Origin of the sequence: Methylorubrum subtropicum (assembly GCF_038442325.1) — a bacterium.
Classification (GTDB): Bacteria; Pseudomonadota; Alphaproteobacteria; order Rhizobiales; family Beijerinckiaceae; genus Methylobacterium; species Methylobacterium subtropicum.
This window is the reverse complement of record NZ_JBBXMW010000013.1, coordinates 95166-120238: the sequence shown is the minus strand read 5'-3', so window position 1 is coordinate 120238 and position 25073 is coordinate 95166. Positions and strand designations below refer to the sequence as shown.

At 72.0% G+C, this 25073-nt stretch carries 23 protein-coding genes; 11 read left to right on the top strand and 12 right to left on the bottom strand.

What is annotated here, in order from left to right; translation table 11 throughout:
• The first annotated feature begins 58 nt into the window (after nt 1-58).
• Nucleotides 59-691, top strand: coding sequence for a L,D-transpeptidase (locus AAHG03_RS18225; protein WP_342152198.1), 633 nt, complete (start codon nt 59-61; stop codon nt 689-691).
• 150 nt (nt 692-841) lie between these two features.
• On the opposite strand, the gene AAHG03_RS18220 is transcribed toward AAHG03_RS18225, so the two are convergent.
• Together AAHG03_RS18220 and AAHG03_RS18215 are read right to left on the bottom strand one after the other, a co-directional pair.
• A complete protein-coding gene (locus AAHG03_RS18220; protein ID WP_342152197.1) occupies nt 842-2188 on the bottom strand; it encodes a PQQ-dependent sugar dehydrogenase in 1347 nt (448 codons plus the stop codon).
• 11 nt (nt 2189-2199) lie between these two features.
• Nucleotides 2200-2418, bottom strand: a complete 219-nt coding sequence (locus AAHG03_RS18215) for a hypothetical protein (protein WP_342152196.1) — start codon at nt 2416-2418, stop codon at nt 2200-2202.
• Nucleotides 2419-2635: 217 nt separating this feature from the next.
• Here AAHG03_RS18215 and AAHG03_RS18210 point away from each other — a divergent pair, with 217 nt between their 5' ends.
• From AAHG03_RS18210 to putA, 4 genes are all read left to right on the top strand, one after another.
• Nucleotides 2636-3358, top strand: a complete 723-nt coding sequence (locus AAHG03_RS18210; protein ID WP_342152194.1) for a cell wall hydrolase — start codon at nt 2636-2638, stop codon at nt 3356-3358.
• Between the two features lie 224 nt (nt 3359-3582).
• Complete coding sequence (gene lipA, locus AAHG03_RS18205) at nt 3583-4581, top strand: lipoyl synthase (RefSeq protein ID WP_342152193.1); 999 nt, start codon at nt 3583-3585, stop codon at nt 4579-4581.
• 6 nt (nt 4582-4587) lie between these two features.
• Entirely contained in the window at nt 4588-5046 is a 459-nt protein-coding gene (locus tag AAHG03_RS18200; protein WP_342152191.1) for a type II toxin-antitoxin system RatA family toxin, read from the top strand.
• 192 nt (nt 5047-5238) lie between these two features.
• Nucleotides 5239-8313, top strand: a complete 3075-nt coding sequence (gene putA, locus AAHG03_RS18195) for a bifunctional proline dehydrogenase/L-glutamate gamma-semialdehyde dehydrogenase PutA (protein WP_342152190.1) — start codon at nt 5239-5241, stop codon at nt 8311-8313.
• A 160-nt stretch (nt 8314-8473) separates the two neighbouring features.
• Here the strand turns inward: putA and AAHG03_RS18190 are convergent, their stop codons facing one another.
• From AAHG03_RS18190 to AAHG03_RS18175, 4 genes are all read right to left on the bottom strand, one after another.
• Entirely contained in the window at nt 8474-8716 is a 243-nt protein-coding gene (locus AAHG03_RS18190) for a DUF2188 domain-containing protein (RefSeq protein ID WP_342152189.1), read from the bottom strand.
• Nucleotides 8717-8818: 102 nt separating this feature from the next.
• Nucleotides 8819-9046, bottom strand: coding sequence for a hypothetical protein (locus tag AAHG03_RS18185; RefSeq protein WP_342152188.1), 228 nt, complete (start codon nt 9044-9046; stop codon nt 8819-8821).
• Between the two features lie 320 nt (nt 9047-9366).
• Nucleotides 9367-9921 carry a glutathione peroxidase gene (locus AAHG03_RS18180; RefSeq protein WP_342152186.1) on the bottom strand — a complete coding sequence of 185 codons (555 nt, stop codon included), beginning with the start codon at nt 9919-9921 and terminating at the stop codon, nt 9367-9369.
• Between the two features lie 80 nt (nt 9922-10001).
• The gene (locus tag AAHG03_RS18175; protein WP_342152185.1) at nt 10002-10469 is read right to left on the bottom strand and encodes a hybrid sensor histidine kinase/response regulator; all 468 of its coding nucleotides are present in this window, start codon (nt 10467-10469) and stop codon (nt 10002-10004) included.
• Nucleotides 10470-10722: 253 nt separating this feature from the next.
• Between AAHG03_RS18175 and argJ the strand changes: the two genes are divergently transcribed.
• The 4 genes from argJ to AAHG03_RS18155 are packed head-to-tail and all read left to right on the top strand — an operon-like array spanning nt 10723 to nt 14651.
• Complete coding sequence (gene argJ, locus AAHG03_RS18170) at nt 10723-11967, top strand: bifunctional glutamate N-acetyltransferase/amino-acid acetyltransferase ArgJ (RefSeq protein ID WP_342152184.1); 1245 nt, start codon at nt 10723-10725, stop codon at nt 11965-11967.
• Nucleotides 11964-12674 carry an SIMPL domain-containing protein gene (locus AAHG03_RS18165; RefSeq protein ID WP_342152183.1) on the top strand — a complete coding sequence of 237 codons (711 nt, stop codon included), beginning with the start codon at nt 11964-11966 and terminating at the stop codon, nt 12672-12674. Before argJ ends, AAHG03_RS18165 begins: the two co-directional genes overlap by 4 nt.
• Nucleotides 12671-13090, top strand: a complete 420-nt coding sequence (locus AAHG03_RS18160) for a (deoxy)nucleoside triphosphate pyrophosphohydrolase (protein ID WP_342152182.1) — start codon at nt 12671-12673, stop codon at nt 13088-13090. The genes AAHG03_RS18165 and AAHG03_RS18160 overlap by 4 nt, the downstream gene beginning before the upstream one ends.
• Before the next feature lie 22 nt (nt 13091-13112).
• Complete coding sequence (locus tag AAHG03_RS18155) at nt 13113-14651, top strand: DUF6880 family protein (protein WP_342152180.1); 1539 nt, start codon at nt 13113-13115, stop codon at nt 14649-14651.
• Nucleotides 14652-14866: 215 nt separating this feature from the next.
• On the opposite strand, the gene AAHG03_RS18150 is transcribed toward AAHG03_RS18155, so the two are convergent.
• Entirely contained in the window at nt 14867-15211 is a 345-nt protein-coding gene (locus AAHG03_RS18150) for a DUF427 domain-containing protein (RefSeq protein ID WP_342152178.1), read from the bottom strand.
• Nucleotides 15208-16104 carry a methyltransferase domain-containing protein gene (locus AAHG03_RS18145; RefSeq protein WP_342152176.1) on the bottom strand — a complete coding sequence of 299 codons (897 nt, stop codon included), beginning with the start codon at nt 16102-16104 and terminating at the stop codon, nt 15208-15210. The genes AAHG03_RS18150 and AAHG03_RS18145 overlap by 4 nt, the downstream gene beginning before the upstream one ends.
• 143 nt (nt 16105-16247) lie before the next feature.
• Between AAHG03_RS18145 and AAHG03_RS18140 the strand changes: the two genes are divergently transcribed.
• Together AAHG03_RS18140 and AAHG03_RS18135 are read left to right on the top strand one after the other, a co-directional pair.
• Nucleotides 16248-16478 (top strand): hypothetical protein, encoded by a 231-nt coding sequence (locus tag AAHG03_RS18140; RefSeq protein WP_342152240.1) that lies wholly within the window; start codon nt 16248-16250, stop codon nt 16476-16478.
• Nucleotides 16475-17245, top strand: a complete 771-nt coding sequence (locus tag AAHG03_RS18135; protein WP_412759771.1) for a ComF family protein — start codon at nt 16475-16477, stop codon at nt 17243-17245. Before AAHG03_RS18140 ends, AAHG03_RS18135 begins: the two co-directional genes overlap by 4 nt.
• A 272-nt stretch (nt 17246-17517) precedes the next feature.
• On the opposite strand, the gene AAHG03_RS18130 is transcribed toward AAHG03_RS18135, so the two are convergent.
• The 4 genes from AAHG03_RS18130 to AAHG03_RS18115 form a co-directional block, all read right to left on the bottom strand.
• The gene (locus AAHG03_RS18130) at nt 17518-18774 is read right to left on the bottom strand and encodes an MFS transporter (protein WP_342152174.1); all 1257 of its coding nucleotides are present in this window, start codon (nt 18772-18774) and stop codon (nt 17518-17520) included.
• A gap of 440 nt (nt 18775-19214) precedes the next feature.
• Nucleotides 19215-22961 carry an AAA family ATPase gene (locus AAHG03_RS18125; protein ID WP_342152173.1) on the bottom strand — a complete coding sequence of 1249 codons (3747 nt, stop codon included), beginning with the start codon at nt 22959-22961 and terminating at the stop codon, nt 19215-19217.
• Between the two features lie 9 nt (nt 22962-22970).
• Complete coding sequence (locus AAHG03_RS18120) at nt 22971-24215, bottom strand: exonuclease SbcCD subunit D (RefSeq protein ID WP_342152171.1); 1245 nt, start codon at nt 24213-24215, stop codon at nt 22971-22973.
• Nucleotides 24216-24583: 368 nt separating this feature from the next.
• Nucleotides 24584-24829, bottom strand: coding sequence for a hypothetical protein (locus AAHG03_RS18115; protein WP_342152170.1), 246 nt, complete (start codon nt 24827-24829; stop codon nt 24584-24586).
• Nucleotides 24830-25073: the final 244 nt, after the last annotated feature.

Here is a 25073-nt window from a genome sequence, read left to right as displayed (position 1 = left end):
GGCCGCGGCGATGCATCTACCGTCGCGATCCCCTTCGCCTGCGGAGTTGTTTCGAGCGATGCGCCTGCGCCCGGCCGCCCTTCTCGCCTCCGCAATCCTGCTCGCCACCGCGCCCGCGGCGCGGGCCGAACTGCTCATCAGCGTCGACAAGGACGCCCAGCGGATGAGCGTCGCCGTCGATGGTGAGACCCGCTACACGTGGCCGGTCTCGACTGGCGTCGCGGGCCACGACACGCCGAACGGCGGCTACAAGCCGTTCCGCATGGAGGCGAACCACTTTTCGCGCGAGTGGGACAACGCCCCGATGCCGCACGCGATCTTCTTCACCCAGGTCGGCCACGCGATCCACGGCACCACCCACACCCGCCGCCTCGGCCGTCCGGCCTCGCACGGCTGCGTCCGCCTCTCGCAGCGCAACGCCGCGACGCTGTTCGCCCTGGTGAAGCAGCAGAAGATGGCCAACACCCGCGTGGTGATCGAGGGCAGCGTCGGCGAGGCGCCGGTCGCCGACGTGCACCGCCCGGCGCCCGCGCGGACCGCCCGGCGCACCGTTGCCGACGAGGGCGTGGTGGTGCGCTCCCGCGGTGGGGCGTGGGACGACGAGGTGTACGCGCCGGTCCGGCGGCGGGTGCGCGATCCGTTCGGCGATTCGTATGGGCCGGCGCCGGTGGGGTACGGCGACTTCTATTGAGGGCGCAAAAAAATCCTCACCGTCATTCCGGGGCGCCGAAGGCGAACCCGGAATCCACGACTGGCCGCGACGGTTCGATTGCAACCGGGCATCCCGCATCACGGGTGGATTCCGGGTTCCGCTTCGCGGCCCCGGAATGACGGTGCGATTTCAGTTCGAAGCCGCCGCCCCGCTCACCCGCCACACCGCATTCCCGACATCGTCCGTCACCAGCAGCGCCCCGGTCTTGTCGAGCGCCACGCCCACCGGCCGCCCCTGCGCCTTCTCGTCGGCGTTCAGGAATCCGGTCAGGGCATCGACCGGCGCGCCCGCGGGCTTGCCGTCCTTGAACGGGATGTAGATCACCTTGTAGCCGCTCTTCGGCCGGCGGTTCCATGAGCCGTGCTGGGCGACGAACAGGCCGCTTTTCCAGGCTTCCGGCAGGTTCGAGCCTGCAGAGAACGCGATGCCGAGAGAGGCCGTGTGCGTGCCGACGGCGTAGTCCGGCGCGATCGCCTTGGCCACGAGGTCCGGCCGCGGCGGCTGCACCCGCGTGTCGGGGTGCTGGCCCCAGTAGCTCCAGGGCCAGCCGTAGAAGCCGCCCTCCTGCACGTGGGTGACGTAGTCGGGCACGAGGTCGCTGCCGATCTCGTCGCGCTCATTCACCGCGGTCCACAGCGCGCCGCCGGTCGGCTCGAAGGCGAGGCCGTTGGGGTTGCGTAAGCCCGTGGCGTATTCGCGCATCGCCTTGGTCGCGATCGTGTATTCCCAGATCGCCGCACGGCCCTTCTCGATGTCGAGGCCGTTCTCGCCGACATTGCTGTTCGAGCCGACCGTGACGAACAGCTTTTGCCCGTCGGGGCTGGCGATGACGTTCTTGGTCCAGTGGTGGTTGATGCCGGACGGCAGGTCGGCGACCTTTTCCGGGCTCGCCGTGATCTCGGTCTGCCCTTCCGTATAGGGCACCCGCACCAGTGCGTCGGCGTTGGCGACGTAGAGGTCGGCGCCGACCAGCGCCATGCCGAAGGGCGAGGTCAGCCCTTTGAGGAAGACGTGGCGCTCCTCCGCCACCCCGTCGCCGTCCTTGTCCCGCAGCAGCACGATGCGGTTGGGGCTGTCGACGCCGGCGCCGGCCAGACTCTTCACCTTGTCGGCGACCCAATCGGTGACGCTCGTGCTCTTGTCGCCGGTTTTCGGGGCGTTGCTCTCGGCCAGAAGCACGTCGCCGTTCGGCAGGAGGTAGGGCCAGCGCGGATGGTTGAGGCCGGTGGCGAAGGCCGCAATCGTGAGCCCCTGCGCCGCCTTCGGCGTCGCGCCCTCCGCCCAGGGGGCGATGCGGGCGATGTTGACGGTCGGCATCAGCGTCGGGTTGGGCGACGGCAGCGTCGGGTTCGGGCCGGTGCCGGCCGCGAAATCGAGCGTCGCGCTCTCCGGGTACATCATGAAGCGCGTGAACGCGGCCCCGCCCGCCAGCGCGAGGACGAGGGCGGCGAGGCCGACCTTGGCGGCTGTACGCATTGTCTGGGGCCTCAGAGCGCGGGCGCGGCGGCGGCGTCGTTCGCGCCGGGATGGCGGCGGGTGGAATAGTACAGGCCGATCGCGTTCCAGAAGGCGTCGCGCTGCTCGGCGGTGAAGCGCTGGAGCGCGGTGTCGAGCGCGGCGCGGCCGGCGCTGGCGGCTTCCTCGCGCAGGCGCTCGTCGAACGCCTCGGGCGGGGGAGAGGCCGTGTTCGGAGTGGCCGTATCCATGGCTGGTCCTCTCGCCGTGCGAAGCGCGAACTCGTTCAACGCCCAAGCTGGCGAAGCGTTCAATGTCCCGCGGCCGTCGGACCCGTGTGCGAAAAGACACACCGCCCCGGATTCGGGTCTGAGGCTTAACCATACCTTTGCACCCGGTGGGCAATGGGTTCAGCTTGAGCGTACGAGCCGTCCTTCCATGCCTTCTGCCCAAAGCCGGGGAGCCTGAATGCGCAACGACCGTCACCTTCGCCTTGCCTGCCTCGCCGCCCTCGCGGTCGCCGGTTCGAGCCTCGGAGGGTGCGGGTTGTTCCGGCCGCAGCAGGAGCTGACCACCGGCTCGATCGCGGCGAACGCCAAGGTCGTCCAGACCCCGACCGCCGCCGACAAGGAGTGCCTCGCCCGCGCGATGTACTTCGAATCGAACCGCTCCGACGAGGACGGCCTGCTGGCGGTGGGCACGGTGGTGATGAACCGCCTCGACGCGCCGGCCTATCCGGGCCGCATCTGCGAGGTGGTCGGCCAGAAGCGGCAATTCGCCAACGGCGTGCTGACGAAGCCCGTGCGCGATCAGGACCGGCCGCGGCTCGAAAAGGTCGCCGACCTGCTGCTCTCGGGCAAGCGCCACGACGGCGTCGGCCAGGCGCTGCACTTCCACACCGCCGGCTACAGCTTCCCCTACAACAACATGCACTACGTCGTCGCCGCGGGCGGCAACGTGTTCTACGAGAAGAGCGACCGCGAGGGGTATCTGCCGGCGCTGCGCCCCCGCGCCGTGGTGCAGGTGGCCTCCGGCCGGGTGATGCCGCTGCAGGTGGCCGCCGCGCAGTCCGGCATGATCGGCCTGCCGCTCACCGGCCGCGTCCAGCCGACGCTGACCGCCGACTACACCGTGCCGGATCTCCGCCTCGCCGGCCCGGCCCGTTACGCGTCCGTCCCCGGCCGAAACTGATCTTTTGTGCATCGCCCCCGACCTGCGATCGGGTTCGATGCGCCCGGCGGACGGCCGCCGCCGCGCGGGCAGACGGCGGCTGCGCCACCGTCCGAGGCTGACGCGAGCCGGAGTTACGCTCGCGGCGGGTTGTCGCCCCGCCCCTTGGCGGGCGGCCCCCCGAGGGCTTAGATCGCGGTGGCGCCCGGGCCGTCCGCCGGGATCACGAGCGCTCGCCCCCCATCATGGCCGTCGTCCTCGATCTCCTCACCAACGACACGCGCCCCAAGCAGGACGTGCGTCCGCGCCATCCCGAGAAGGCGCACCGGCCCGACACGGCGATCCAGCGCAAGCCCGACTGGATTCGGGTGAAGGCACCGGGCTCGAAGCTCTGGGCCGAGACCAAGGACATCGTCCGCGCCAACGGCCTCGTCACCGTCTGCGAGGAGGCGGGCTGCCCCAACATCGGCGAGTGCTGGGAGAAGCGCCACGCCACCTTCATGATCATGGGCGACACCTGCACCCGCGCGTGTTCGTTCTGCAACGTCCGCACGGGTCTGCCGGAGGGGCTCGATGCGGCCGAGCCGCAGAAGGTCGCGGATGCGGTGGCCAAGCTCGGCCTGCACCACGTCGTCGTCACCTCGGTCGATCGCGACGACCTGAAGGACGGCGGCGCCGAGCACTTCGCCCAGACCATCGCGGCGATCCGGCAGGCGAGCCCCGGCACCACCATCGAGATCCTGACGCCCGACTTCCTGCGCAAGCCCGGCGCGCTCGAAGTCGTCGTCGCGGCCCGGCCCGACGTGTTCAACCACAACATGGAGACCGTGCCAGGCAAGTACGTCACCGTCCGCCCCGGCGCCCGCTACTTCCATTCCGTGCGCCTGCTGCAGCGGGTGAAGGAACTCGACCCGACCATCTTCACCAAGTCCGGCATCATGGTGGGCCTGGGCGAGGAGCGGAACGAGGTCGTGCAGCTGATGGACGACCTGCGCTCGGCGGACGTCGATTTCCTCACCATCGGCCAGTACCTGCAGCCGACGCGCAAGCATCACGAAGTCGTGCGCTTCGTGCCGCCGGACGAGTTCAAGGCCTATGAAACCACGGCCTACGCCAAGGGTTTCCTGCTCGTCTCGGCGACCCCGCTGACGCGCTCCTCCCACCATGCGGGCGAGGACTTCGCCCGGTTGAAGGCAGCCCGCCTCGCCAAGCTCGGGCCGGTCCCGCACACCGCCACCGCCTGAGCCATCATGCCCTCCTTCCGCATCACGAGGAACGTGCGCCACACGGCGACGCAGATGTACGACCTCGTGGCCGATATCGAGCGCTACCCCGAGTTCCTGCCGCTGTGCGAATCGCTGCGGGTCTTGCGCGATGCGGAGGGGCCGAACGGCACGATGGTGCGGGTGTCCGAGATGGGGGTCGGCTACAAGGCGATCCGCGAGCGCTTCACCACCCGCGTCACCCTCGACCCGCAGAACCGGAAGATTACCGCCGAGTACATCGACGGCCCGTTCCGCCACCTCGAGAACCGCTGGAACTTTCGCGACGACGGTCGGGGCGGCTGCGACGTCGACTTCTTCATCAACTACGAGTTCAAGAGCCGCACGCTTGGCCTGCTGATGGGCTCGATGTTCGACCGCGCCTTCCGCAAGTTCACGGATGCGTTCGAGAGCCGGGCGCGCACGATCTACGGCGCCCCGGCCTGACGTTCCCCTCCCCCTTGCGGGGAGGGGTTAGGGGTGGGGGTCGCGCAGGAGGCACCGCGACGCTCCATCCTGAACCACCCCCACCTCCAACTCCTCCCCGCAAGGGGGAGGAGAGTACGCGGCGGCGCGTCTCCTGCCTGTGCGGTGAAGTTGCGGTAGGCTCCCCCGCCCATCCGCGAAAAGGCTCCGCCCATGGATTCCGCGCCCGGTCCGCGCTTCCAGGCTCCCTACGCCCCGGACGACGCCGCGCTCGCGCAAGGGCTGCTGCGCGAGGCTGTGCTGCCGCCGGAGGCCGAGCCGGGCGTCGATGCGCTGGCCTCCGACCTCATCGCCGCGATCCGCAGCGAGGCCGGGCACGGCGCGGTCGAGACGCTGTTGCAGGAATACGCGCTGACCACCCGCGAGGGGCTGGCGCTGATGAGCCTCGCCGAGGCGCTGCTGCGGGTGCCCGATGCGGGCACCGCCGACCGGCTCATCGCCGACAAGCTGCGCGAGGGCGATTTCGCCCACCATGAGGTCCGCTCCGAGGCCGGGCTCGCCCATGCCGCCGCCTGGGCGCTGGGGCTCGGCGCCCGCCTCGTCTCCGCGGGCGACACGCCGGAGGCGACGCTGTCCGGACTGGTCGGGCGGCTCGGGCGCCCGGCGGTGCGGGCGGCGGCGCACCGCGCCATGCGGATCATGGGCGGCCAGTTCGTGCTGGCCGAGGACATCGGCGCGGCGCTCCGCCGGGCCAAGGCCGGGCCCGCGGGCTTGCGCTACTCCTACGACATGCTGGGGGAGGGGGCTCGCACGGCGGACGACGCCGAGGCCTACCGCCTGTCCTACGCGCGGGCGATCGAGCGGATCGGCCGCGCGGCGGGCGACGCCGCGTTGCCGGCGCGACCGGGCATCTCCGTCAAGCTCTCGGCACTCCATCCGCGCTATGCGCCGACGCAGAGCGCGCGGGTGATGACCGAACTGGTGCCGGTGGTGCGGGACCTGGCCCGCGCGGCGCGCGCGCACGACCTCAACTTCACGGTCGATGCCGAGGAGGCCGAGCGCCTCGAACTCTCGCTCGACGTGTTCGCCGCCGTGCTGGCCGACGCGTCGTTCGCCGGCTGGGACGGGTTCGGGCTGGCGGTGCAGGCCTATTCCAAGCGCTGCCTGCCCGTGATCGATCATGCCGCGGCGCTGGCCCAACATCACGACCGGCGGCTGATGGTGCGCCTCGTCAAGGGCGCCTATTGGGACGGCGAGGTGAAGGCGGCGCAAGTCCAGGGACTGCCCGATTTCCCGGTCTTCACCCGCAAGGCGATGACGGATCTAAGCTTTTGCGCCGCCGCCCGGCGGTTGCTCGCGCATCGGCCGCGCCTCTTCCCGCAATTCGCCACCCACAACGCGCTGACGGTCGCGAACGTGCTGGCGCTCGCGGGCGACGAGGCGGGGTTCGAGTTCCAGCGTCTGCACGGCATGGGCGAGGCGCTGTACGCGCGGCTCGCCGAGCTGAGGCCCGGCCTCGGCTGCCGCGTCTACGCGCCGGTCGGCGGGCATCGCGAATTGCTGGCCTATCTGGTGCGCCGACTCTTGGAGAACGGTGCCAACGCCTCCTTCGTCGCCCGCGCGGCCGATGCGGCGGTGCCGGTCGCGCGCTTGCTCACCCGCCCGCAGGCGCTGATCGAAACGCCGGCCCTCGCGCGGCACCCGAAGATCGCGCAGCCGCGCGACCTGTTCGGGCCGGAGCGGCGCAACAGCGAAGGCCTCGCCTTCGGCGACCGGGCCGCCGCCGAGGCGCTGTGCGACGGTATCGGTCGCGTCACCGGGCCGTTCACCGCGGCGCCGATCATCAACGGGCGGGAGGCGGAGGGTCGGATACGGACCGTGGCGAGCCCCATCGACGGCACGAGCCTCGGCACCGTGACGGAAGCCGATGCGGCGGCGGTGGCGCGTGCGATGGACGCCGCCCGCGGTTTTCCGGCCTGGGCCGCCACGCCCGCCGAGACTCGCGCCGCTTCCCTTGAGCGCGCGGCGGACGCGTTCGAGGCGAACCGCGACACGCTCCTGCATCTGCTCCAGGCCGAGGCCGGCAAGACGCTGGACGACGCTATCGCCGAGTGGCGCGAGGCGATCGACTTCCTGCGCTACTACGCGGCGGAAGGCCGAAAGCTGTTCGCGGGGCCGCTCGCCCTGCCGGGGCCGGCGGGCGAGGCGAACACGCTGGCGCTCCACGGACGCGGCGTGTTCGCGGCGATCTCGCCGTGGAATTTCCCGCTCGCCATCTTCTCGGGCCAAGTCGCCGCCGCCCTGATGGCCGGCAACGCGGTAGTGGCCAAGCCGGCGCCGCAGACGCCACTCATCGCGGATCGCGCCGTGCGCCTGCTGCACGGGGCCGGCATCCCGGCGGGCGCCCTGCACTGCGTGCCCGGCGGGCCCGAGGCCGGGGCGGCGCTGATCGGGCATCCGGCGCTGGCCGGCGTGGTCTTCACCGGCTCGACCGCCACGGCGCGGGCGATCAATCGGGCACTCGCGGCCCGCGAGGGCGCGATCCTGCCGCTGATCGCCGAGACCGGCGGCCTCAACGCGATGATCGTCGATGCCACGGCGCTCCCCCAGCAGGTCGCCGACGACGTGGTCGCCTCCGCCTTCCGCTCCGCCGGCCAGCGCTGCTCGGCCCTGCGCCTGCTCCTCGTGCAGGAGGACGTGGCCGACGCCATGATCGCCACCCTCGTCGGCGCCGCCCGCGAACTGCGCGTCGGCGACCCGCGGGCGCTGTCCACCGATCTCGGTCCGGTGATCGACGCCGGGGCCAAGGGCCGGCTCGACGCGCACATCGCGCGGATGAGCCGCCAGGCCCGCACCCATCTCGCCGGGTCGGCCCCGCCCGGCCTCTTCGTGGCGCCGCACGTCTTCGAACTCGAACGCGTCACCGACCTGCGGGAGGAGGTGTTCGGGCCGATCCTCCACGTCGTCCGCTACTCCGCGGACGGGCTGGACCGTGTCCTCGAAGAGATTCGCGCGGGCGGCTACGGGCTGACGCTCGGCATCCACTCGCGGATCGAGCGCACGTGGACCCGCATCGCGGCGGCGCTTCCGCACGGCAACGTCTACGTGAACCGCAACATAATCGGCGCCGTGGTCGGCAGCCAGCCCTTCGGCGGCACCGGCCTCTCGGGCACCGGCCCGAAGGCCGGCGGGCCGCACTACCTCCCCCGCTTCGCCACCGAGCGGACGCTGACGGTCAACAATGCGGCGGCGGGCGGGAGCGTCGGGTTGATCACGCTGGAGGGGTAGATGCTCGGTTCCCGTCCATCGCCCTAATCCTGAGGCGCCGCGTAAGCGGCCCCGAAGGAGGGCTCCAGCGTATCGCGCGATCCTTGGGACGCCCTCCTTCGAGGCTTCGCCTTCGGCTACGCACCTCAGGATGAGGGGGGTGGGTGGGAGGACGCCGTCGTCAGTCCTCCACCACCTTCGCGACCGGGCGGTCGCTGCCGTCGGCGGTTTCGTCGTGCCATTGGCCGCTTCCGTCCTGATAGCGGATGCCCTCGGTCGAGCCCGGCACCTGTTGCTCGGCGGCAGCGGCCTGGGCGGCTTCCAGCGCCTCCTGGCGGCTCGGGAAGGTCTCGGAGAAGACGTCGCCGACCTTGTAGGCGAAGCCGCCGTCGTGCTCGACGATGTGGTAGGTGACCTCGGTCATCGGAAAAAAACTCGCTCGATCCGCCAAAAGTGTTCGATCGCGAACCGATGGCCGTGCCGGTGGTTCCGCCGTCGCGCGCGCAGGCGCCCGGATGGTGAACGCTCAGTGTCGGGTCGGCGGGTGGTGGGGCAGGCGCTCCACCGCGGCGCGGCAGCCGGCGATGAGTGAGCCGCGCACGTCCTGCGGGTCGAAGCCGGGGCCTTCGGGAAAGGCCAGGAGATGCGCCTCCGCCGCGCCTTCCGGGCGGATGCGGGCGAGCCAGCCCTCGGGGGTGCGCTCGAAGCGGACCTCGTAGAGGATGCCGTCGTGCTCGAAGCTGTGCGGGTCCATGCGTCGCGCCTTCACGCCGGGCGGAAGGCGCCGGCTTCCGGCATGTAGGGAGCCGCCCTATCCCGATGCGAGAGCTTGGCCATCAAGAAATGCGGAATTCCATGCGCCCGATCGTTCTTCTCCTCGCACTGAGCGCCGGCCTGTCCGCCTCACCCTGCCTCGGCCAGGGCGTGCCGCCCAACCCCTTCGCCTCGAACTATCCGTCGGCGCCGCCGACCCTGGAGCAGGCGGAGCGCGCCCGCGCGCGGCAGGCACGGCCCCGCGCGCCGCGGCACGGAGAGCGGGGTCTGGTCCCACCGGGGCACATTCCGAATCGGTGATTACGCCGAGCCGAGTTCGGCCACGATGGCGCTGACGATGCGCGGGTCGCTCGGATCGACCTGCGTGGCGAAGGCGGCGCGCACATCGCCGTCGCGGCCGATCAGGTACTTGTGGAAGTTCCATTGCGGGCTCTGCCCCGGCTTCCGCTCCGCCGCCCAGCGGTAGAACGGATGGGCCGCGGGGCCGCGCACGTGGGTCTTGTCCACCACCGGGAAGGTGACGCCGTGGTTCTTCTTGGCCGCCTCGGCGATGGCGAGCCCGTCGAGCGGCTCCTGATTGCCGAAATCCGGCGAGGGCACCGCGATCACCGCGAGCCCGCGCCCGCCGAAGCGGGTCCACAGGCCCTCCAGCCCGGAGAATTGCGGGGCGTAGCCGCAGGCGGTGGCGGTGTTGACCACGAGGATCGGCTTGCCGGCGTAGTCGGCGAGCGGCAGCGTGCCGCCGCCGGGCTTGTCGAAGGAGAAGGTCTCGGCCTTCACCTCCGCGGCGCGGGCGGTGCTGCCGAGAGCGGTGACGGCCAGCATCGCGAGACAGTCGCGGCGACGAATCAGCATGGGGGCCTCCGAAACGGGATGTGCCCGGAGGCTGCCACAATTCGGGGCGACGGCCCTACGGTTCGGATCGTCGCGGGGCGTCAGGCGTTGCGGGCCGCCAGGACCTCGCGCACGGTGCGGGCGAGCGCGGTCTCATCCACCGGGGCCGGCAGGGCGAACGCGTCCGGCGGGATCAGCTCGGAGCGGCCGAGGGCCGCCGAATCGCCCGCGAAGACGATGCCGAGATTGGGCCGCAGCGCCCGCGCCTCGGCGGCGAGCCGCGAGCAGCACAGGCTGCCGCGTAAGTCCGCATCGGTCACCAGCACATCGACCGGGATGCCGAGCACGAGGACGGTGAGGGCATCGACCGCCGAATCGACCGTGGTGGCGTTGAAGCCGGCGCGGCGGACCTGCGCGCCGATCTCGTCCCGCCACTGCTTGCGCCGACCGGCGACGAGAACCTGGATGCCGTAGCAGCTTCGCTGCGCGGCCGAAGTGTCGAGCGGGCGGGCGGCGCGGGCCGCAGCCTCGAAATTTCCTTTTGCAGCAATGTCCTGATTGCTTCGCATCGGTCGAGACTAACAGATGATGGTCGCGGTTCAAGCGATTCCAGGGTGCGTTGCAAAAATCCGTCGAGGGGCGATTTCGGTTCCCGTTTTCCGGCTGCAAGCGAGCGCGGCGCCGTGTTGACGAGAGGCTCCGGCGGCGCAACAGAACGCGGCGCCTCGAAACCGTCCTTCGGGGTTCATGGGAGTGTCGCGTCCGCATGCGAGGCGCCGCCCTTCGTGTCCCCGCCGGGGCCAGACCGGAGCCGCCAGAACGATGTCCTCCACGCAAATCTCGCCGCTGGCGCCCGCGATCCAGCCGTCGCTGCCGGAGATCGCGGGCGTACGCCTCGCCACCGCGCAGGCCGGCATCCGCTACAAGGGCCGCACCGACGTGCTCTATGTCGCGCTCGATGCGGGCACGCAGGTCGCCGGCGTGTTCACCCGCTCGCGCTGCCCCTCCGCGCCGGTCGATTGGTGCCGCGCCGCTCTTGAAGCCAAGGCCGGCGCCCGCGCGCTGGTGGTGAACTCGGGCAACGCCAACGCCTTCACCGGGTTGAAGGGCCGCGATGCCGTGACGCTGACGGCCGAGATCGCCGGCCGCGCCGCCGATTGCGCGCCGGAGGCGGTGATGATCGCCTCGACCGGCGTCATCGGTGAGCCGCTGGACGCCACCAAGTTCGAGGGCGTGCTGGCCGATTGCGCCGCCCGCGCGGAGCCCGGCGCCGCGGCCTGGGACGAGGCCGCCAAGGCCATCATGACGACCGACACCTTTCCGAAGCTCGCGAGCCGCACGGCGGAGATCGCGGGCAAGACGGTGACGCTCAACGGCATCGCCAAGGGCGCGGGCATGATCGCCCCCGACATGGCGACGATGCTGTCCTTCGTCTTCACCGACGCGGTGCTGCCGCAGGCGGTGCTGCAGGAACTCCTCTCCGAGGGGACGAAGAAGTCGTTCAATTGCGTGACGGTCGATGGCGACACCTCGACCTCCGACACGCTGCTGCTGTTCGCCACCGGCGCCGCCGGGACCGAGGCGGTCGAGCGCGCCGACGATCCGCGCCTGGAAAGCTTCCGGGCGGCGCTCGACGATCTGCTGATCGAACTCGCCCAACTCGTCGCCCGCGACGGCGAGGGCGCGCGCAAGCTCGTCACCGTGCGGGTCGAGGGTGCCGAGAGCGACGCGTCGGCCCACCGCATCGCGATGTCGATCGCCAACTCGCCGCTGGTGAAGACCGCGGTGGCCGGCGAGGACGCCAATTGGGGCCGCGTCGTCATGGCGGTGGGCAAGGCCGGCGAACCCGCCGACCGCGACCGCCTCGCGATCTGGTTCGGCGACGTGCGCGTGGCCGTGCAGGGCGCGCGCGACCCGGACTACAGCGAGGACGCCGCGAGCGCGGTGATGCGCGAGCCCGAGATCACCGTGCGGGTCGATCTCGGCCTTGGGCAGGGCACGGCCCGGGTCTGGACCTGCGACCTCACTAAGGCCTACGTCGAGATCAACGGAGATTACCGCTCGTGAAGCATGCCCTCGCCGCCGCGCTGCTGCTCGTCCTCGCCGTCCCGGCCCAGGCCGACGACGAGGGCCGCATCCGCGTGATCGGCCGGGCCTCGTCCGAGCGCGCGCCGGACTTCGCCTCGGTCGAGGTCGGGGTGGAGAGCCGGGGCGCGACCCCGGCCGCCGCGCTCGATGCCGCGAGCCGCGCCGCCAAGGGCGTGATGGCGACGGCCAAGGAAATGGGCGTGCCGGAGGCCGACATCGGCACCACCTCACTCACGCTCCAGGCCCGGACCAAAGCGGTCAACCAGCCCGACGGCACCGTGCGCGAAGTGGCCGACGGCTACACTGCGGGCAACCTCGTGCGGGTGCGGCTGGCCGAGATGGGCAAGCTCGGCGAGTTGCTGCGCCGGGCGCTCGATTCCGGCGCCAACCGGATCGACGGCATCGCCTTCGGCCTGCGCGACCCGGCCGCCGCCGAGGCCGACGTACAGTCCGCGGCCATGAAGGACGCCCGCGCCCAGGCCGAGCGCCTCGCGGAGGCTGCGGGCGTGCGGTTGGGGCAGGCCATCGCCATCACGTCGCCCCCGCGGGGCGAGGGCGCCCGGCCGATGCCCTATGCCATGGCGGCCAAGGCCGCCGCGCCGCGGGGGCGGACCGCCGTGCCGATCGAGGCCGGCAGCATCGAGACGGCCGCAGAAGTCGAAGCCGTCTTCTCGATCGCCCGATGAGCGCCGCCCCGATCCGCCTCGTCCTCGTGGTCGCCGCCGCCCTCGTCGATGCCGACGGGCGCGTGCTGATGGCCCAGCGGCCGGAGGGCAAGGCGCTCGCCGGCCTGTGGGAGTTCCCCGGCGGCAAGGTCGAGCCGGGCGAGCGCCCGGAGGAGACGCTGATCCGCGAGTTGGCGGAAGAACTCGGCATCGACGTGCGCGAGCCCTGCCTCGCGCCGCTCACCTTCGCCAGCCACGCCTACCCGGATTTCCACCTCCTGATGCCGCTCTACATCTGTCGGCGCTGGGAAGGGATTCCGCAGTCGCGCGAGGGGCAGGCCCTGCGCTGGCAGCGTCCGGGGGCTTTGCGCGACCTGCCGATGCCGCCGGCCGACCTGCCGCTGATCCCCTTCCTGATCGATCTGCTCGGCCCCTGACCGGCCGATAGGGAACGGGACGATGGCGAGACGGGCGAAGGCGGTCGAAACTCCCCAAAAGCCGACTGCCCCAAAACCCGCCGCGAAGCCGCGCAAGTCGCGCAGCACCGTCCCGTCACCCGAGACCCTGTCGGGGCTGAGTCAGGAGCGGCTGATCGCCCTGATCCTCGAAGAGGTCGGCCAGAGCCCCGCTTTCAAGAAGCGGGTGAAGGCGGCGCTGGCCGCCCTGCAGGGGCCCGATACGGTGGCCGCGGTGATCGACCGGCGCCTTGCCGCCCTGGAGAAGGCGAGCGGCTTCATCGACTGGCCGAAGCGCAAGGCGTTTGCGGCCGACCTCGGCGCCACGGTGGCGTCGGTGCTCACCGACCTGAAGCCGCTCGATGCCGACATGGCCCTCGACCGGCTGCTCCGCTTCCTCACTACCGCCGACGCCACGCAGGACCGCGTGGACGATTCGAACGGGCAGATCCACGCCGTCTACGAGACCGCCGCCGAGGCTGCCGTGGGCATCGCCGCCGATCAGCCGCCCGAGACGGCGGAGGCGTTCGTCGTCCGCGCCATCGGCCATCTCGCGGGGGACGGCTATGGCCTGATCGGCAACCTGCTCGGCGAACTCGTGCCGAAGCTGCCGAAGGCGGTGCTGCCGCGCCTCGACGCGACGCTGGCCGAGGCGCTCGCCGCCGTGCCGAAGCCGACCCGGAAGAGCGGGCGCGAGGCCTTCGCCGCCGCGCAGGGCGTGTGGGAGCATCGCTACCAGCGCCTGCGGCTCGGCAGGCTGCGCCAGGTCGTGGCCGAGGCAAGCGGCGATGTCGATGCCTACATCGCGCTGGAGAAAGATATCTCGCCGGACCGCCCCAACGTCGTGGCCATCGCCGCGCGGCTGCTGGACGCCGGTCGCCCCGCGGAGGCATTGGACTGGATTCGCCGCAAGTCGAAGCCCGGCATCGCCGCGATGGACGCCTACGACCTGATCGAAGAAGCCGCCGGCTACGAACCTTCAGCGCTGGACCATACGGCGCTCGAGGCCCGCATCCTCGACGCGCTCGGGCGCAAGGAAGAGGCGCAGGCGCTCCGCTGGGACCGGTTCGAGCGCACCCTCGATCCGCAGACCCTGCGCGACCACCTCGTCAAGCTGCCGGACTTCGAGGACGAGGAGGCACTGGAGCGGGCCTTCGCTCTCGCCGAGACGCGCAAGGACGCGCATTTCGGGCTCTACTTCCTGATCGGCTGGCCCAACCTCGACCGCGCCGCCCGGCTCGTGCTGGCCCGGCGCAGCGAATGGTCGGGCCGCAACTGGGAGGTGCTGGCGCCTGCCGCCGACGCGCTGGCACCGGACCATCCGCTGGCCGCCAGCCTGCTCTACCGCGCGCTGATCGACGACATCCTGGAGCGCGCCCGCTCCAACGCCTACGGCCACGCCGCGCGCGACCTCGCCAAGCTCGGCATGCTGGCGGAGGAGGTGGAGCCGGGGGATCTTGAGCCGGACCACGACGCGTATGTCGCCGCGTTACGCAAGACGCACGGGCGGAAGTATGGGTTCTGGCAGTTGGTGGAGAGGTAGGCGCCGCTTGCCGCCTCACGCCACGCGGCCTCACACTCCGCCGTCATTCCGGAGCCGCGTAGCGGAACCCGGAATCCACCCGTGATGCGGGAGGCCCGACTGAAGCTGAACTGTCGTGCCCAGTCGTGGATTCCGGGTTCGCCTTCGGAGCCCCGGAATGACGGCGGTGGGTGTGCCCGGCACGGCCGCGTCGCGCCGCCCTACGCCTCGATCCCCTAAGTCTCGATACCCTCCACCCGATCCGGATAGAACGCCAGATGCCGCCGGATGCGGGCCACTGCCGGGAACGGGTTCTCGTAGGACCACGCCGCCGCCGTTCCGCCCGCCACGTCGAAGTAGCTCGCCTCGCCCTTGTACGGACAGTGGGTGCGCCGCGGGTTCGCGGCCAGAGCATCCGCCGCCACGTCCTCACGGGGGATGTAGAGGACCGGCGGATAGTTCGCCTCGCGCAGTTCCAGCGCCCGCGCGCTCTCGGCCACGACGCGGCCGTTCGCCCGCACCCGCACCGTGCCGACATGCGGCGTGATCGTGATCGGATGGGCGGGGCCGGGTTCCTTCATCGCGTCTCTCCGGTGTCGGGTATGATCCGGTGCTCGGCGGTGCCGAGCGCTTCGGCGAGGCGGGTCTTTGCGGTGCCGGGGCGCAGCGGCTTCTGCTGGCTCTCGTGCGGCACCCAGCCGGAGACCCACAGCACCTCGAAGGTCGCCCGCAACCGCCCGTCGGCATCGGAGAAACGCTCGGCGTAGATCGCGGCAGCGCGCATCAGCGTGGCGCGGCGCAGCGGCGTGCGGCGGCGGTCGGTCAGCGCGTTGGTCAGCCCCATGGCGCGCAGGTCTCGCATCAGCGCGAACGGATCGCCGTAGCGCACGCGGATCGTGTCGGCATCGACCACCGGCAGCGCGAAGCCCGCCCGCTGCAACAGGCCGCCGAGGTCGCGCAGCTCCGCGAACGGCGCCACCCGCGGGCTCACCCCGCCCTCGGTCTCGCTCTCGGCTTGCAGGAAGGCTTGGCGCAGTTCGGTCAGCGTCGCGCCGCCGAGGAGGCAGCCGAGAAACAGGCCGTCGGGCTTGAGCGCCCGGCGCAACTGCACCAGCACGCCCGGCAGATCGTTGACGTGTTGAAGCGCCAGCGCCGACACCGCCAGATCGAAGCCGGCACTCGCCGCGAAGGGCAGGGCCTCGGCATCGCCCACGCAGTCGGCCTCCGCCTCGGGGAGGGGGCTCAGCCGCACCAGCCTCTCCACGCGGCCCCCCGCGCGCAGGCGCTCGGCCAAAGCCGGCACCGGGCTGACGAGATCGAGCGCGAGGGGAAACGGCCGAGTCACCGCCGCGAGCCGGTCCTCGAAATCGTCGAGGACGCGCTCCATCAGGAAACTGGCATAGCCCCCGGCCCGCGCGCGGGCGAGGCGGCGGCGGATCAGGGCGGTGTCGAACAGGGGCGTCGGATCGCTCATCGGGAAGGCAGATGGGACTCGGGGTCAGCGGCGGCCAGACGAGGCCGAAGAATGGATGAAAACGGAATATGCGGATGCGGCAAAACGTGTCGGAACCTCGATGGCGCGCAATCGTTTTTGCGCCGTCGATCAAGGAGGTTCACATGACTCGGATCATTCTCCGCGCAACGCTGATCCTGGCTGCGGTCGCCATGGCCGGCGCCGCCGAGGCGAAGGGCTGCATCAAGGGTGCCGTCGTCGGCGGGATCGCGGGCCACGCGGTCGGCCACGGCATCGCCGGTGCGGCGGCGGGCTGCGCCATCGGCCGTCACGAGGCCAACAAGGCGGACAAGGCGAAGTCGCAGAACGACGCCGCCCAGCCGGCCGCTCGCTGACCCACGTCGCGCCGCTCCCCGCCCTGCGGCAGGCGCTGCGCCGCGCCGCGGCGGCGGGGCTCGGCTTCGTCTACCCGCCGACCTGCCCCGGCTGTGCCGCCGCCACCGCCGAGCCGCACGCGCTCTGCGCCGCCTGCTGGAGCGGCTTGCGCCTGATCGAGCGGCCGTACTGCGAGCGGCTCGGCACGCCCTTCGCCCTCGATCTCGGCACCGGGCCGCTGCTGTCGCCGCGCGCCATCGCCGATCCGCCGGTCTACGACCGCGCCCGCGCCGTCGCGCTCTACGACGGCACTGCCCGCGACCTCGTCCACCGGCTCAAATACGACGACCGCCTCGAACTCGCGCGCACCATGGCGCGGATGATGGCCGCATCCGGCCGCGAATTGCTGGACGAGACCGATCTGATCGTGCCGGTGCCGCTGCACCTGTTCCGCCTGTGGCGCCGCCGCTTCAATCAGGCGGCCTTGCTCGCCCGCACCATCGGGCGCCTCTCTGAAACACCCTGCGATGTCCGGGCGCTCGCCCGCGTGCGAGCGACGCGGCCTCAGGTCGGGCTCACGCGCAATCAGCGTGCGCTGAACCTGCAGGGCGCCTTCCGGGTGCCGGACGCGGCACGCTCGCGCATCGCCGGTCGGCGTATTTTGCTGATCGACGACGTCGCCACCACCGGCGCCACCGGCAACGCCGCCGCGCGGGCGCTGCTGCGGGGCGGGGCGACCAGCGTCGATCTGCTGACCTTCGCGACGGTGACCGGCGAGCCGCTGTGAGCGTGCTTGCCGATTATCCGCTCGGCTTCAGCCGCATTCCCCCTCTCCCCGCACGCGGGGAGAGGCCTGCATGGACCTTGTCGTCCATGCAGGAAGCGCAGGCGAAGCCGAAGCGGCGGTGAGGGGGCGATTCACGGTGAGTCGCCTCCGTAGAAGCCCCCTCACGCCTCGGCTGCCGCCTCGCTTCGGCGACGACAGGGTCGCCGAAGCCCTCTCCCCGCGTGCGGGGAGAGGGGATGCGCGTTGACGTAGCTCTTCCTGCAGTATCGCGCTCAAACCGCCGCCGGCTCCATCCGCCCGCCGGCACCTTGCGCCTCGCTCGACTTGTCGAGCACCTTGCCCCGCGGGCCGACCCAGGTGCCGACCCATTTGCGCTGCCACAGGAACAGGCAGCCCAGCACGACGGCCGCGAACACCGCGTAGGCGACGAAGCCGGGGGCGAAGCCGCCGGTGTACTGCTTCGACAGGCCCATGACGTTCGGCAGGATCGCGCCGCCGAGCGCCCCGACCTCGCCGATCATCGAGCCGGCGACCGCCGTGTTGGTCGGCCAGCGCAAGGGGACGAGCTGGAACAGCGCGCCGTTGCCGGCGCCGAGCGCGGCGAAGCAGAGCATGAACAGGATGGTGGTGGCGACGAGCGACGGCGTCGCGGTGAGCGCCAGGAACGAGCCGATGGCGGCGAGCAGCACGATCGACAGCACCATGATGCCGCCTATGCGGTCGGCGAAGTAGCCGCCGAGGATGCGGATCGCCGAGCCCATCAGCGCGGCCAGCATGGTGAGGCGCCCGGCCTCGACCTTGGTGACGGCGAACTGCTCGTAGAAGAAGGTCGGCAGGAAGTTCGACAGGCCGATGAAGCCGCCGAAGGTGATGACGTAGATCAGCGAGAACGCCCAGCCGTCCTTAGTGAACAGGCAGGAGACGTGCTCCTTGAAGCTCTGGCCGTGGAGATCCGGCGGCTCCTTGGCGAGGAGAATCATCACGACGATCGGCACGATCATGACGAGGCCGGCGAAGCCGTAGACCGCCTGCCAGCCATAGGCCTGGGCCAGCGGCGGGGCGAACAGCACGGCGAGCACGGTGCCCGAGTTGCCGGCGCCCGCGATGCCCATGGCAAGCCCCTTGTGCTCCGGCGGGAACCAGCCCGAGCCGAGCGACAGCGCCACGCCGAACGAGGCGCCGGCGATGCCGAGCAGCACGCCCATGGCGAGCACGTCGTTGTAGGAGGAGATGAAGAAGAACCCGTAGGCCATCGCCAGCACGATGACGCCCATCTCGGTCAGCGCCGCGTTCTTGCGGCCGATGTATTGGGCCAGCACGCCGAGGGGAAAGCGCATGATCGCGCCGGCCAGGATCGGCAGCGAGATCATGAAGCCGGTCTGGGCCGGCGTCAGCTTGTAGGTCTCGGTGATGAACGGGCCCATGGCGCCGTTGAGCACCCAGATCGCGAAGCAGAAATCGAAGTAGAGGAACGCGGCGAACAAGGTCGGGGGGTGGCCCGACTTCATCACGGTCTTGAAGGAAGCCATCGGCGTGCTCGATGTCAGGCGGGCGCGCCGGACCGTCGGGTCGGTGGCGGCCGCACAAGCGGGGAGGGTTGCCGGACCAGCGCCGTCCGGACCGCGAGGCGCCGTTGCCCCGCCGCTGCCACGGGCAGCCGGGGGAGGCTATGCAGCCGGCGTGCCAAGCGGTGGAGGAGGTTGTTAACGACCTCGAAACCATCACCCACCGTGATTCCGGGGCCGCGAAGCGGAACCCGGAATCCACCCGTGATGCGGGATACCCGGCCGAAGTCGGACCGTCGCGGCCAGTCGTGGATTGCACGCCTCCGGCGCGCCTCTCCGGGTCCGGGTTCGCTTGTCAGCACCCCGGAATGACGGTGGTGATCCGAACAGGAGCCCGACAGCCCCCTCCCTGGCGCCGCGCGCGCCACCGCCTGCCCAGGATGCGGGCACCTGCGGCGATTGCCTCACATCACGGCAGTGCCGCGATCCACCACCTGGACGACGCTGCGCCCGCTGCCGCGCTTCTCCACGCGGATCTGCACGGCGATGCGCTCCATCATCCCGGCCACGTGGGTGATGACGCCGACCTTTCGTCCACGACCCTGGAGGGTTTCGAGGGCGTCCACGGCGAGGTCGAGGGTCTCGGCGTCGAGCGAGCCGAACCCCTCGTCGATGAACAGGGTGTCGACGAAGGATTGCCGCCCCTCCAGGCCCGAGAGCGCCAGCGCGAGAGCCAGCGAAACCAAGAAGCGCTCGCCGCCCGAAAGGCTGCGGGTGGCGCGGCGCTCCTCGCCCATGTCGCGGTCGATGACGTGCAGGCCGAGATCGGCCGCCGGGCTGCGGGCGAGGCGGTAGCGCGGGCTCAAAGCCCGCAGTTGCTCGTTGGCGAGATGGACGAGATGATCGAGGGTGATGCCCTGGGCGAAGCGCCGGAACCGGTCGCCGCCGGCCGAGCCGATCGCCTCCTCGACCTGCGCCCAGACCGCGAATTCGGCTTTTGCCGCCGCGACGTCCGCCTCCAGACCCTCGGCGCGTGCCCGCGCGGCGTCGTCGCGGGCCAACTCGGCGTCGAGGGCGCCGAGGCGCTGCTGCGCCTGCGCCTCGGTTTCGGCGAGCGTCGCGGCCTCCGCCTGGACGGCTTCGACGTCGATGTCGGCTGCATCGACCAGCCCATCGAGATCGGCCCGGCGCGTGGCGCGGGTGGTCGCGGCGTCCGCCGCCTCGCGGACGAGACCGTCGAGGGTGGCGCGCAGCGCCTCCCGCTCGGGGGTCGGCACGGCGAGGAGTTCGGCCACCGCCGCGCGGTCGCGCGCGCCGCATCCTTGCGCGAACGCAGCCTCTGCCGCCGCATGCCGGGCCAGCGCCCGCTCGCGCTCTGCCGCCATGCCCGCGGCCTCGGAAAGGCGCACCGCCAGCACGCGGGCTGCCTCCGCCGCCCGGTCCTGCACCCGCTTCAGCGCGTCGTGGGCGGCGCGACGCTCGGCGTTGATGCGGGTGCGGTGCAGGCCGGTCGCCTCGCCGCCGAGCAGGGTTTTTCGGGTTTCCCGCTCCTGCGCCAGTCTTTCGGCACGGCTCGCGGCCTCATCTTTGGCGAGGCGCGCGGCTTCGTCCCGATCCGTCAGCGCGGTGACGGCCGCCGCCCGCTCCGGGGCGAGGGCGGCGCGCTCGGCCTCGCGGGCGGCATGGCGCGCGTGCAACTCCGCATAGGCTTGGCCCAACGCCTCGATCCGCCGTGCGGCGGCCTCTGAATCGCGGTCGAGATCGGCCTCCGCGAGATCGCCCGCGCTGAGCGCCGGGCCGAGATCGGCGGTCACCGTGGCGATGCGTTCCTTCAGCGCCGCGCCGTCCGCTTCCGCGCGGCCGGCGGCGAGCGCCGCCTCCTGCCGCTGCTGCGCCAGAAGCGCGTGAGCGCGGCTCTCGGTGGTGGCCTGACCCTCCGCCTCGTCGCGGGCGCGGACGAGACCGTCGATCTCGCCACGCAGGGCGCGGGCGGCGTCGAGGGTTTGGACGATCCGCTCGCGCTCGGCCCGCGCCGCGAGGCCGGCGGCGGCCAGCGATTCGGCCTGCGGCTCCTGCGGCAGCGCGGCGGCGAGGCCCGCTGCGGCGAGCGCGTCGAGAAGTCGGGGCAGGAGGCCGCGATAGAGGTCGAGGGTTTCGCGGCACGCCGCGTCCGCCGCCGTCGCCCGGCGCTCGGCCTCGCCGCGGCGTCCCTCCGCGGCCGCGGTCTCGCTGCGGGCGCGGTCGCGGGCGGTATTCTGGGCAGCGATGGCGGTGTCGAGGGCAGCGCGGCGGGTGCGCAGCTCGTCCGCCAGCCGGCCGAGGGCGTCGTTGGAGGCATGGGCGTGCGGGTGCTCGCCGCCGCCGCAGACCGGGCAGGGCTCGCCCGGCACGAGCAGGCTGCGCAGCCGCGCCGCCTCGCGCGAGACGCTCTCTTCCGCGAGTTCGGCGAGCGGCAGCAACTCGGCGCGGCGTCCTTGCGCCTCCCGCAAGCCGCCCTCCGCCGCGACCCAGCGGGCGGTCGCCGCCGCGTGGTCGGCCTCCGCACCCGCGCCGTCCTGCCGGGCCGCGGTCGCGTCGGCGAGGGCGGCGGCATGGCGACCGGCCAGCGCGTAGGCCTCGCGCAGCGCATCCAGCAGAGCTTCGAGATGGCCCGCGCGTGCCAGCGCCGCCGGCTCGTCGAGGGCGGCGAGCGCCGCTTCGCGCTCGGCCCGGCGCGTCGCCAGCGCGGCCCGGCGGGCGTGAATCTCCGCGAGCCGCCCGGTGCCGGCCTCTGCGGCCGCCTCGCAGCGCGCGATCTCGGCCCGGTGTCTTTTTTCGGACTCGGCGGCGGCCTGCGCCTCCCGCCGCAGCCGGCCGCGCTCGCGAATGCGCCGGGCGATGTCTTCGCCGCGCTCGGCCAGGAGTGCGTGAGCGGCGTCCGCTTCCAGCCGGCGCGCGTCGGCCGCGCTTGCCTCGACCAGGGCCGCCAAGCGGCGATCCAGCCCGGCGAGCGTCGTCCGCGCTGCCTCGGTCGCCTTGGTCGCCGCGTCGGAACGGGCGGCAGCGGCGTGCGCCTCCTGACCCGCATGATCGATTGCTCCGTCGAGCTTCGTCGCTTGATCCCAGAGCGGCCCGAAACTCTTGAACAGAGCCTCCATGGCCTCGTCGGCGGCTGCGGCCTCAATGCGCTCGGCCTCCGACGCCCGCGTCTCCGCTTGGGCCGCCTCGACCCGCTCGGCGCTCGCGAGTGCCTGCGCTTCCGCGGCGGCGAGGTCGCGGAGGCTCGCGTCGATCGCCTCGGCGCGCCCGCGCAGGGGCTCGACCGCGTCGAGTTCGGCGAGCCGCAGGCGGTCGGGCTCCGCCGCCGCCAGGGCGGCGTCCGTCGCCGCCACCTGCGCCTCGGCCGTCGCGAGGCTTCGGCGCGCAGCATCGAGGCGGCGGGCCGTCTCCAGACTGTGGCGCAAAGCGGCCTGCCGGGCGTGGCGCGGGGCGGCCTCGGCCCGGATCGCCGCCGCCTCGTCGGTGCGGGCCGCGCGCGCCTCGGCGTCGAGCAGGCCGATCTCGGCGCGGCGGGCTTCCAGGGCCTCGACGCCGCGCCGATGCGCCTCGAAGCCGGCATGGACCCGTTTGGAGATCTCCGAATAGATCTCGGTGCCGGTGATCTTTTCCAGAAGCTCGGCCCGCTCGCCCTCGGCGGCGAGCAGGAAGGCGTCGAACTCGCCCTGCGCCAGCAGCACCGTGCGGCGGAACTGGTCGAAGGTGAGGTCGGTGAGCCGTTCGACGGCGGCGAGCACGCCGGTCTTGCCGGCGGCGACCGCGCTGGCATCGTCGAGCCGGTGCAGCCGCCGCCGCTCGCCCTGCAGCCGCCCGTCCACCCGGTTGCGGGCGCGAAAGACTTCCCAGCCGACGCGGTAGCCCACCCCGTCCTGCCCGACGAAATCGACCTCGGCGAAGCCCGCGCCCGCGCCGCGGCGCAGGATCGCCCGGCCGTCGCCCGCGCTGAGCGCCTCGCCGCTGGGGTCCGGCACGTCCTCGCGGCGGCTCACCGCGACGCGGGGATAGCGCCCGTAGAGAGCGAGGCAGAGCGCGTCGAGGATGGTGGACTTGCCGGCTCCGGTCTCGCCGGTGATGGCGAACAGGCCGGTGGCGCTGACGGGTCCGGCGGCGAGGTCGATCTCGAACCGCGCGGCGAGGCTGGCGAGGTTCTCGCCGCGGATCGCGAGGATGCGCATGGGTTCGGCTCAGGCCTCGGCGCGGGCGCGGTGGAACACGTCGAGATGGGGCAGGCCCGGCTCCTCGTCCCAGCGGGCGCGGTAGGCGAGGCGAAACAGCTCTTCCGGGTCGCGCTCGGACAGGCGCGGCGGGGGCGCCTCGGTCTCCTCGATCGCGATGGCCGCCCGCGCCGGCACGGCGACGCGCACCTCCACGATCCGCACCGGAAAGCTTTCGGCGATGCGATCGACCTCGGCGCGGTAGCCCGGCAGCAGGCCTTCGCGGGCGAGCCGCACCTGAACGAAGGGCCGGGCTTCCAGCGGCAGGTCGGGATCGAGGGCGAGCGCGCTTAGATGGTCGCCGAGGTCGTCCAGCGCCATGTCGCCGGCGGCGGGCAGGCGCAGGAACGGCACCGGGCGCTCGATGGCGATCTGCTCCACCTCGGCCGGGCCGGAGCCGAGGGTCACCAGCGTGACGCCGTGGCGATAGGGCTGCTCGGCGGCCGAGAGCGGGATCAGCGAGCCGCAATAGCGCACGTGCCCGCCCCCCAAACCCTGCGCCTTGTGCAGATGGCCCAGCGCCACGTAGCGCGCCGCGTCGGGAAACACGTCGGCCGGCACGGCGTGCTCGCCGCCGACGAGGATGCGCCGCTCGGCGCCCTCCGATTCGAGCCCGCCCGCGACATGGAGATGGCCGGTGACAAGGAGCGGCAGGCCGGCGAGCCGGGGACGCGCCGCCTCGAACAGCTGGGCGTAGAGGTCGCGCACCCCGCGCACGATCGGCGAGGCTTCGCCGGCTTCCGTGTTCCGGATCGAGGAGAGCGGCGGCAGGCAGGCGGCGGTGGGGTAGGAGACGGCGAGCACCTGCGCGGCGACCTCGCCGGAGGGGTCACAGATCGGCACGAGGTGATGGCTCGGGTCGACGGCGCCGTCGCGGCGGCGGACATTGCCGATCACCCGCACGCCGATGGCTTCCAGAAGCGGGCGCGGGGCTTCCAGGCGGCCGGCGGCGTCGTGGTTGCCCGCCGTGATCACGATGGTCATGGCGGGGCGCGCCCGATGCAGCCGCGCCATCAGGGCGTAGAAGCGGGCTTGCGATTCGCCCGACGGGTTCTGGCAATCGAACACGTCGCCCGCGACCACGAGGGCGTCGATCTCGCGCTCGGCGACGATGGCCTCGAGCCGGGCGAACACGGCCGCGTGCTCGGCCTCCCGCGAGAAGCCGCGCAGGGTCTGCCCGATATGCCAGTCGCCCGTATGGAGGACGCGTATCACCGGAAGAATCCGCCGAGCCGTCGCCGCGGAGAGATGCGCGGCGGCGGGGTTGTAGCGGTTCGGGCCGCCGGCTTCGAGTCGTCAGGCGTCGCGGGCCGCGATCTCCTGTGGCGAACCGGTTCGCTCGGGGCCGAAGCGCGCGGCAGCACAGTGGTAGCCAGCGCGAGCCTCAGCGTCCATCTTTCCAAATCCCCACCCTCATCCTGAGGTGCGGAGCGAAAGCGGAGCCTCGAAGGAGGGCTCCAGAAGTCGCGCGATCCCTGGAGCCCTCCTTCGAGGCTGCTTCGCAGCATCTCAGGATGAGGGGGGTGGGTGGGATTAGCCCGTCGAACAGCCGCTCGAAGCGAGGTGATCGGCCGGACGCATAATTACCGACAGACCGTAATCGTCTTCACGATCCAGCCTTCGCCTTCCTGCCAAAGCTTGTGCCGGGCGCGGGCGCAGTTGTCGGGCTCGGCGGCGGTCCAGGCGGTGCCGGGTTTTTCCGCCGGGGCCGCAGCCTGGACGGGCGGCTTGGCCGCCGGCTTCGCCTTGGGGGCGGCCAGGGCTTCGGGGGACAGGCTCAGGGCAAGGCCGAGCGATCCGAGCAGGATGCGGAGGGTCGAGGCGCGCACGATGTGGGGGTCCGTGGTCGGGGCCGAACGGTCACGCTTCATCTAGTCGGCGCGGGCGCGGATGCAATCGTCGTCCACCACGATTTCGCCGCGATCTGCACAATTTTTTCGAAATCGTTAATGCCGGCCCGTTCGCCCGTCCCCGGATCGGACGTGGGGGATGAGTGTAACCCTTCGGACACAATGTTCGCACAGTCGTCGTGCTAGCCCACCGCTAAGCGGGGCGGTCGGCGTGACGCGCGGC

What these genes read in the sequence shown, in the direction of transcription:
- AAHG03_RS18225 (WP_342152198.1), top strand. Translation starts at nt 59, where the DNA reads ATGCGCCTGCGCCCGGCCGCCCTTCTCGCCTCCGCAATCCTGCTCGCC.
- AAHG03_RS18220 (WP_342152197.1), bottom strand. Translation starts at nt 2,188, where the DNA reads ATGCGTACAGCCGCCAAGGTCGGCCTCGCCGCCCTCGTCCTCGCGCTG.
- AAHG03_RS18215 (WP_342152196.1), bottom strand. Translation starts at nt 2,418, where the DNA reads ATGGATACGGCCACTCCGAACACGGCCTCTCCCCCGCCCGAGGCGTTC.
- AAHG03_RS18210 (WP_342152194.1), top strand. Translation starts at nt 2,636, where the DNA reads ATGCGCAACGACCGTCACCTTCGCCTTGCCTGCCTCGCCGCCCTCGCG.
- lipA (WP_342152193.1), top strand. Translation starts at nt 3,583, where the DNA reads ATGGCCGTCGTCCTCGATCTCCTCACCAACGACACGCGCCCCAAGCAG.
- AAHG03_RS18200 (WP_342152191.1), top strand. Translation starts at nt 4,588, where the DNA reads ATGCCCTCCTTCCGCATCACGAGGAACGTGCGCCACACGGCGACGCAG.
- putA (WP_342152190.1), top strand. Translation starts at nt 5,239, where the DNA reads ATGGATTCCGCGCCCGGTCCGCGCTTCCAGGCTCCCTACGCCCCGGAC.
- AAHG03_RS18190 (WP_342152189.1), bottom strand. Translation starts at nt 8,716, where the DNA reads ATGACCGAGGTCACCTACCACATCGTCGAGCACGACGGCGGCTTCGCC.
- AAHG03_RS18185 (WP_342152188.1), bottom strand. Translation starts at nt 9,046, where the DNA reads ATGGACCCGCACAGCTTCGAGCACGACGGCATCCTCTACGAGGTCCGC.
- AAHG03_RS18180 (WP_342152186.1), bottom strand. Translation starts at nt 9,921, where the DNA reads ATGCTGATTCGTCGCCGCGACTGTCTCGCGATGCTGGCCGTCACCGCT.
- AAHG03_RS18175 (WP_342152185.1), bottom strand. Translation starts at nt 10,469, where the DNA reads ATGCGAAGCAATCAGGACATTGCTGCAAAAGGAAATTTCGAGGCTGCG.
- argJ (WP_342152184.1), top strand. Translation starts at nt 10,723, where the DNA reads ATGTCCTCCACGCAAATCTCGCCGCTGGCGCCCGCGATCCAGCCGTCG.
- AAHG03_RS18160 (WP_342152182.1), top strand. Translation starts at nt 12,671, where the DNA reads ATGAGCGCCGCCCCGATCCGCCTCGTCCTCGTGGTCGCCGCCGCCCTC.
- AAHG03_RS18155 (WP_342152180.1), top strand. Translation starts at nt 13,113, where the DNA reads ATGGCGAGACGGGCGAAGGCGGTCGAAACTCCCCAAAAGCCGACTGCC.
- AAHG03_RS18150 (WP_342152178.1), bottom strand. Translation starts at nt 15,211, where the DNA reads ATGAAGGAACCCGGCCCCGCCCATCCGATCACGATCACGCCGCATGTC.
- AAHG03_RS18145 (WP_342152176.1), bottom strand. Translation starts at nt 16,104, where the DNA reads ATGAGCGATCCGACGCCCCTGTTCGACACCGCCCTGATCCGCCGCCGC.
- AAHG03_RS18140 (WP_342152240.1), top strand. Translation starts at nt 16,248, where the DNA reads ATGACTCGGATCATTCTCCGCGCAACGCTGATCCTGGCTGCGGTCGCC.
- AAHG03_RS18130 (WP_342152174.1), bottom strand. Translation starts at nt 18,774, where the DNA reads ATGGCTTCCTTCAAGACCGTGATGAAGTCGGGCCACCCCCCGACCTTG.
- AAHG03_RS18125 (WP_342152173.1), bottom strand. Translation starts at nt 22,961, where the DNA reads ATGCGCATCCTCGCGATCCGCGGCGAGAACCTCGCCAGCCTCGCCGCG.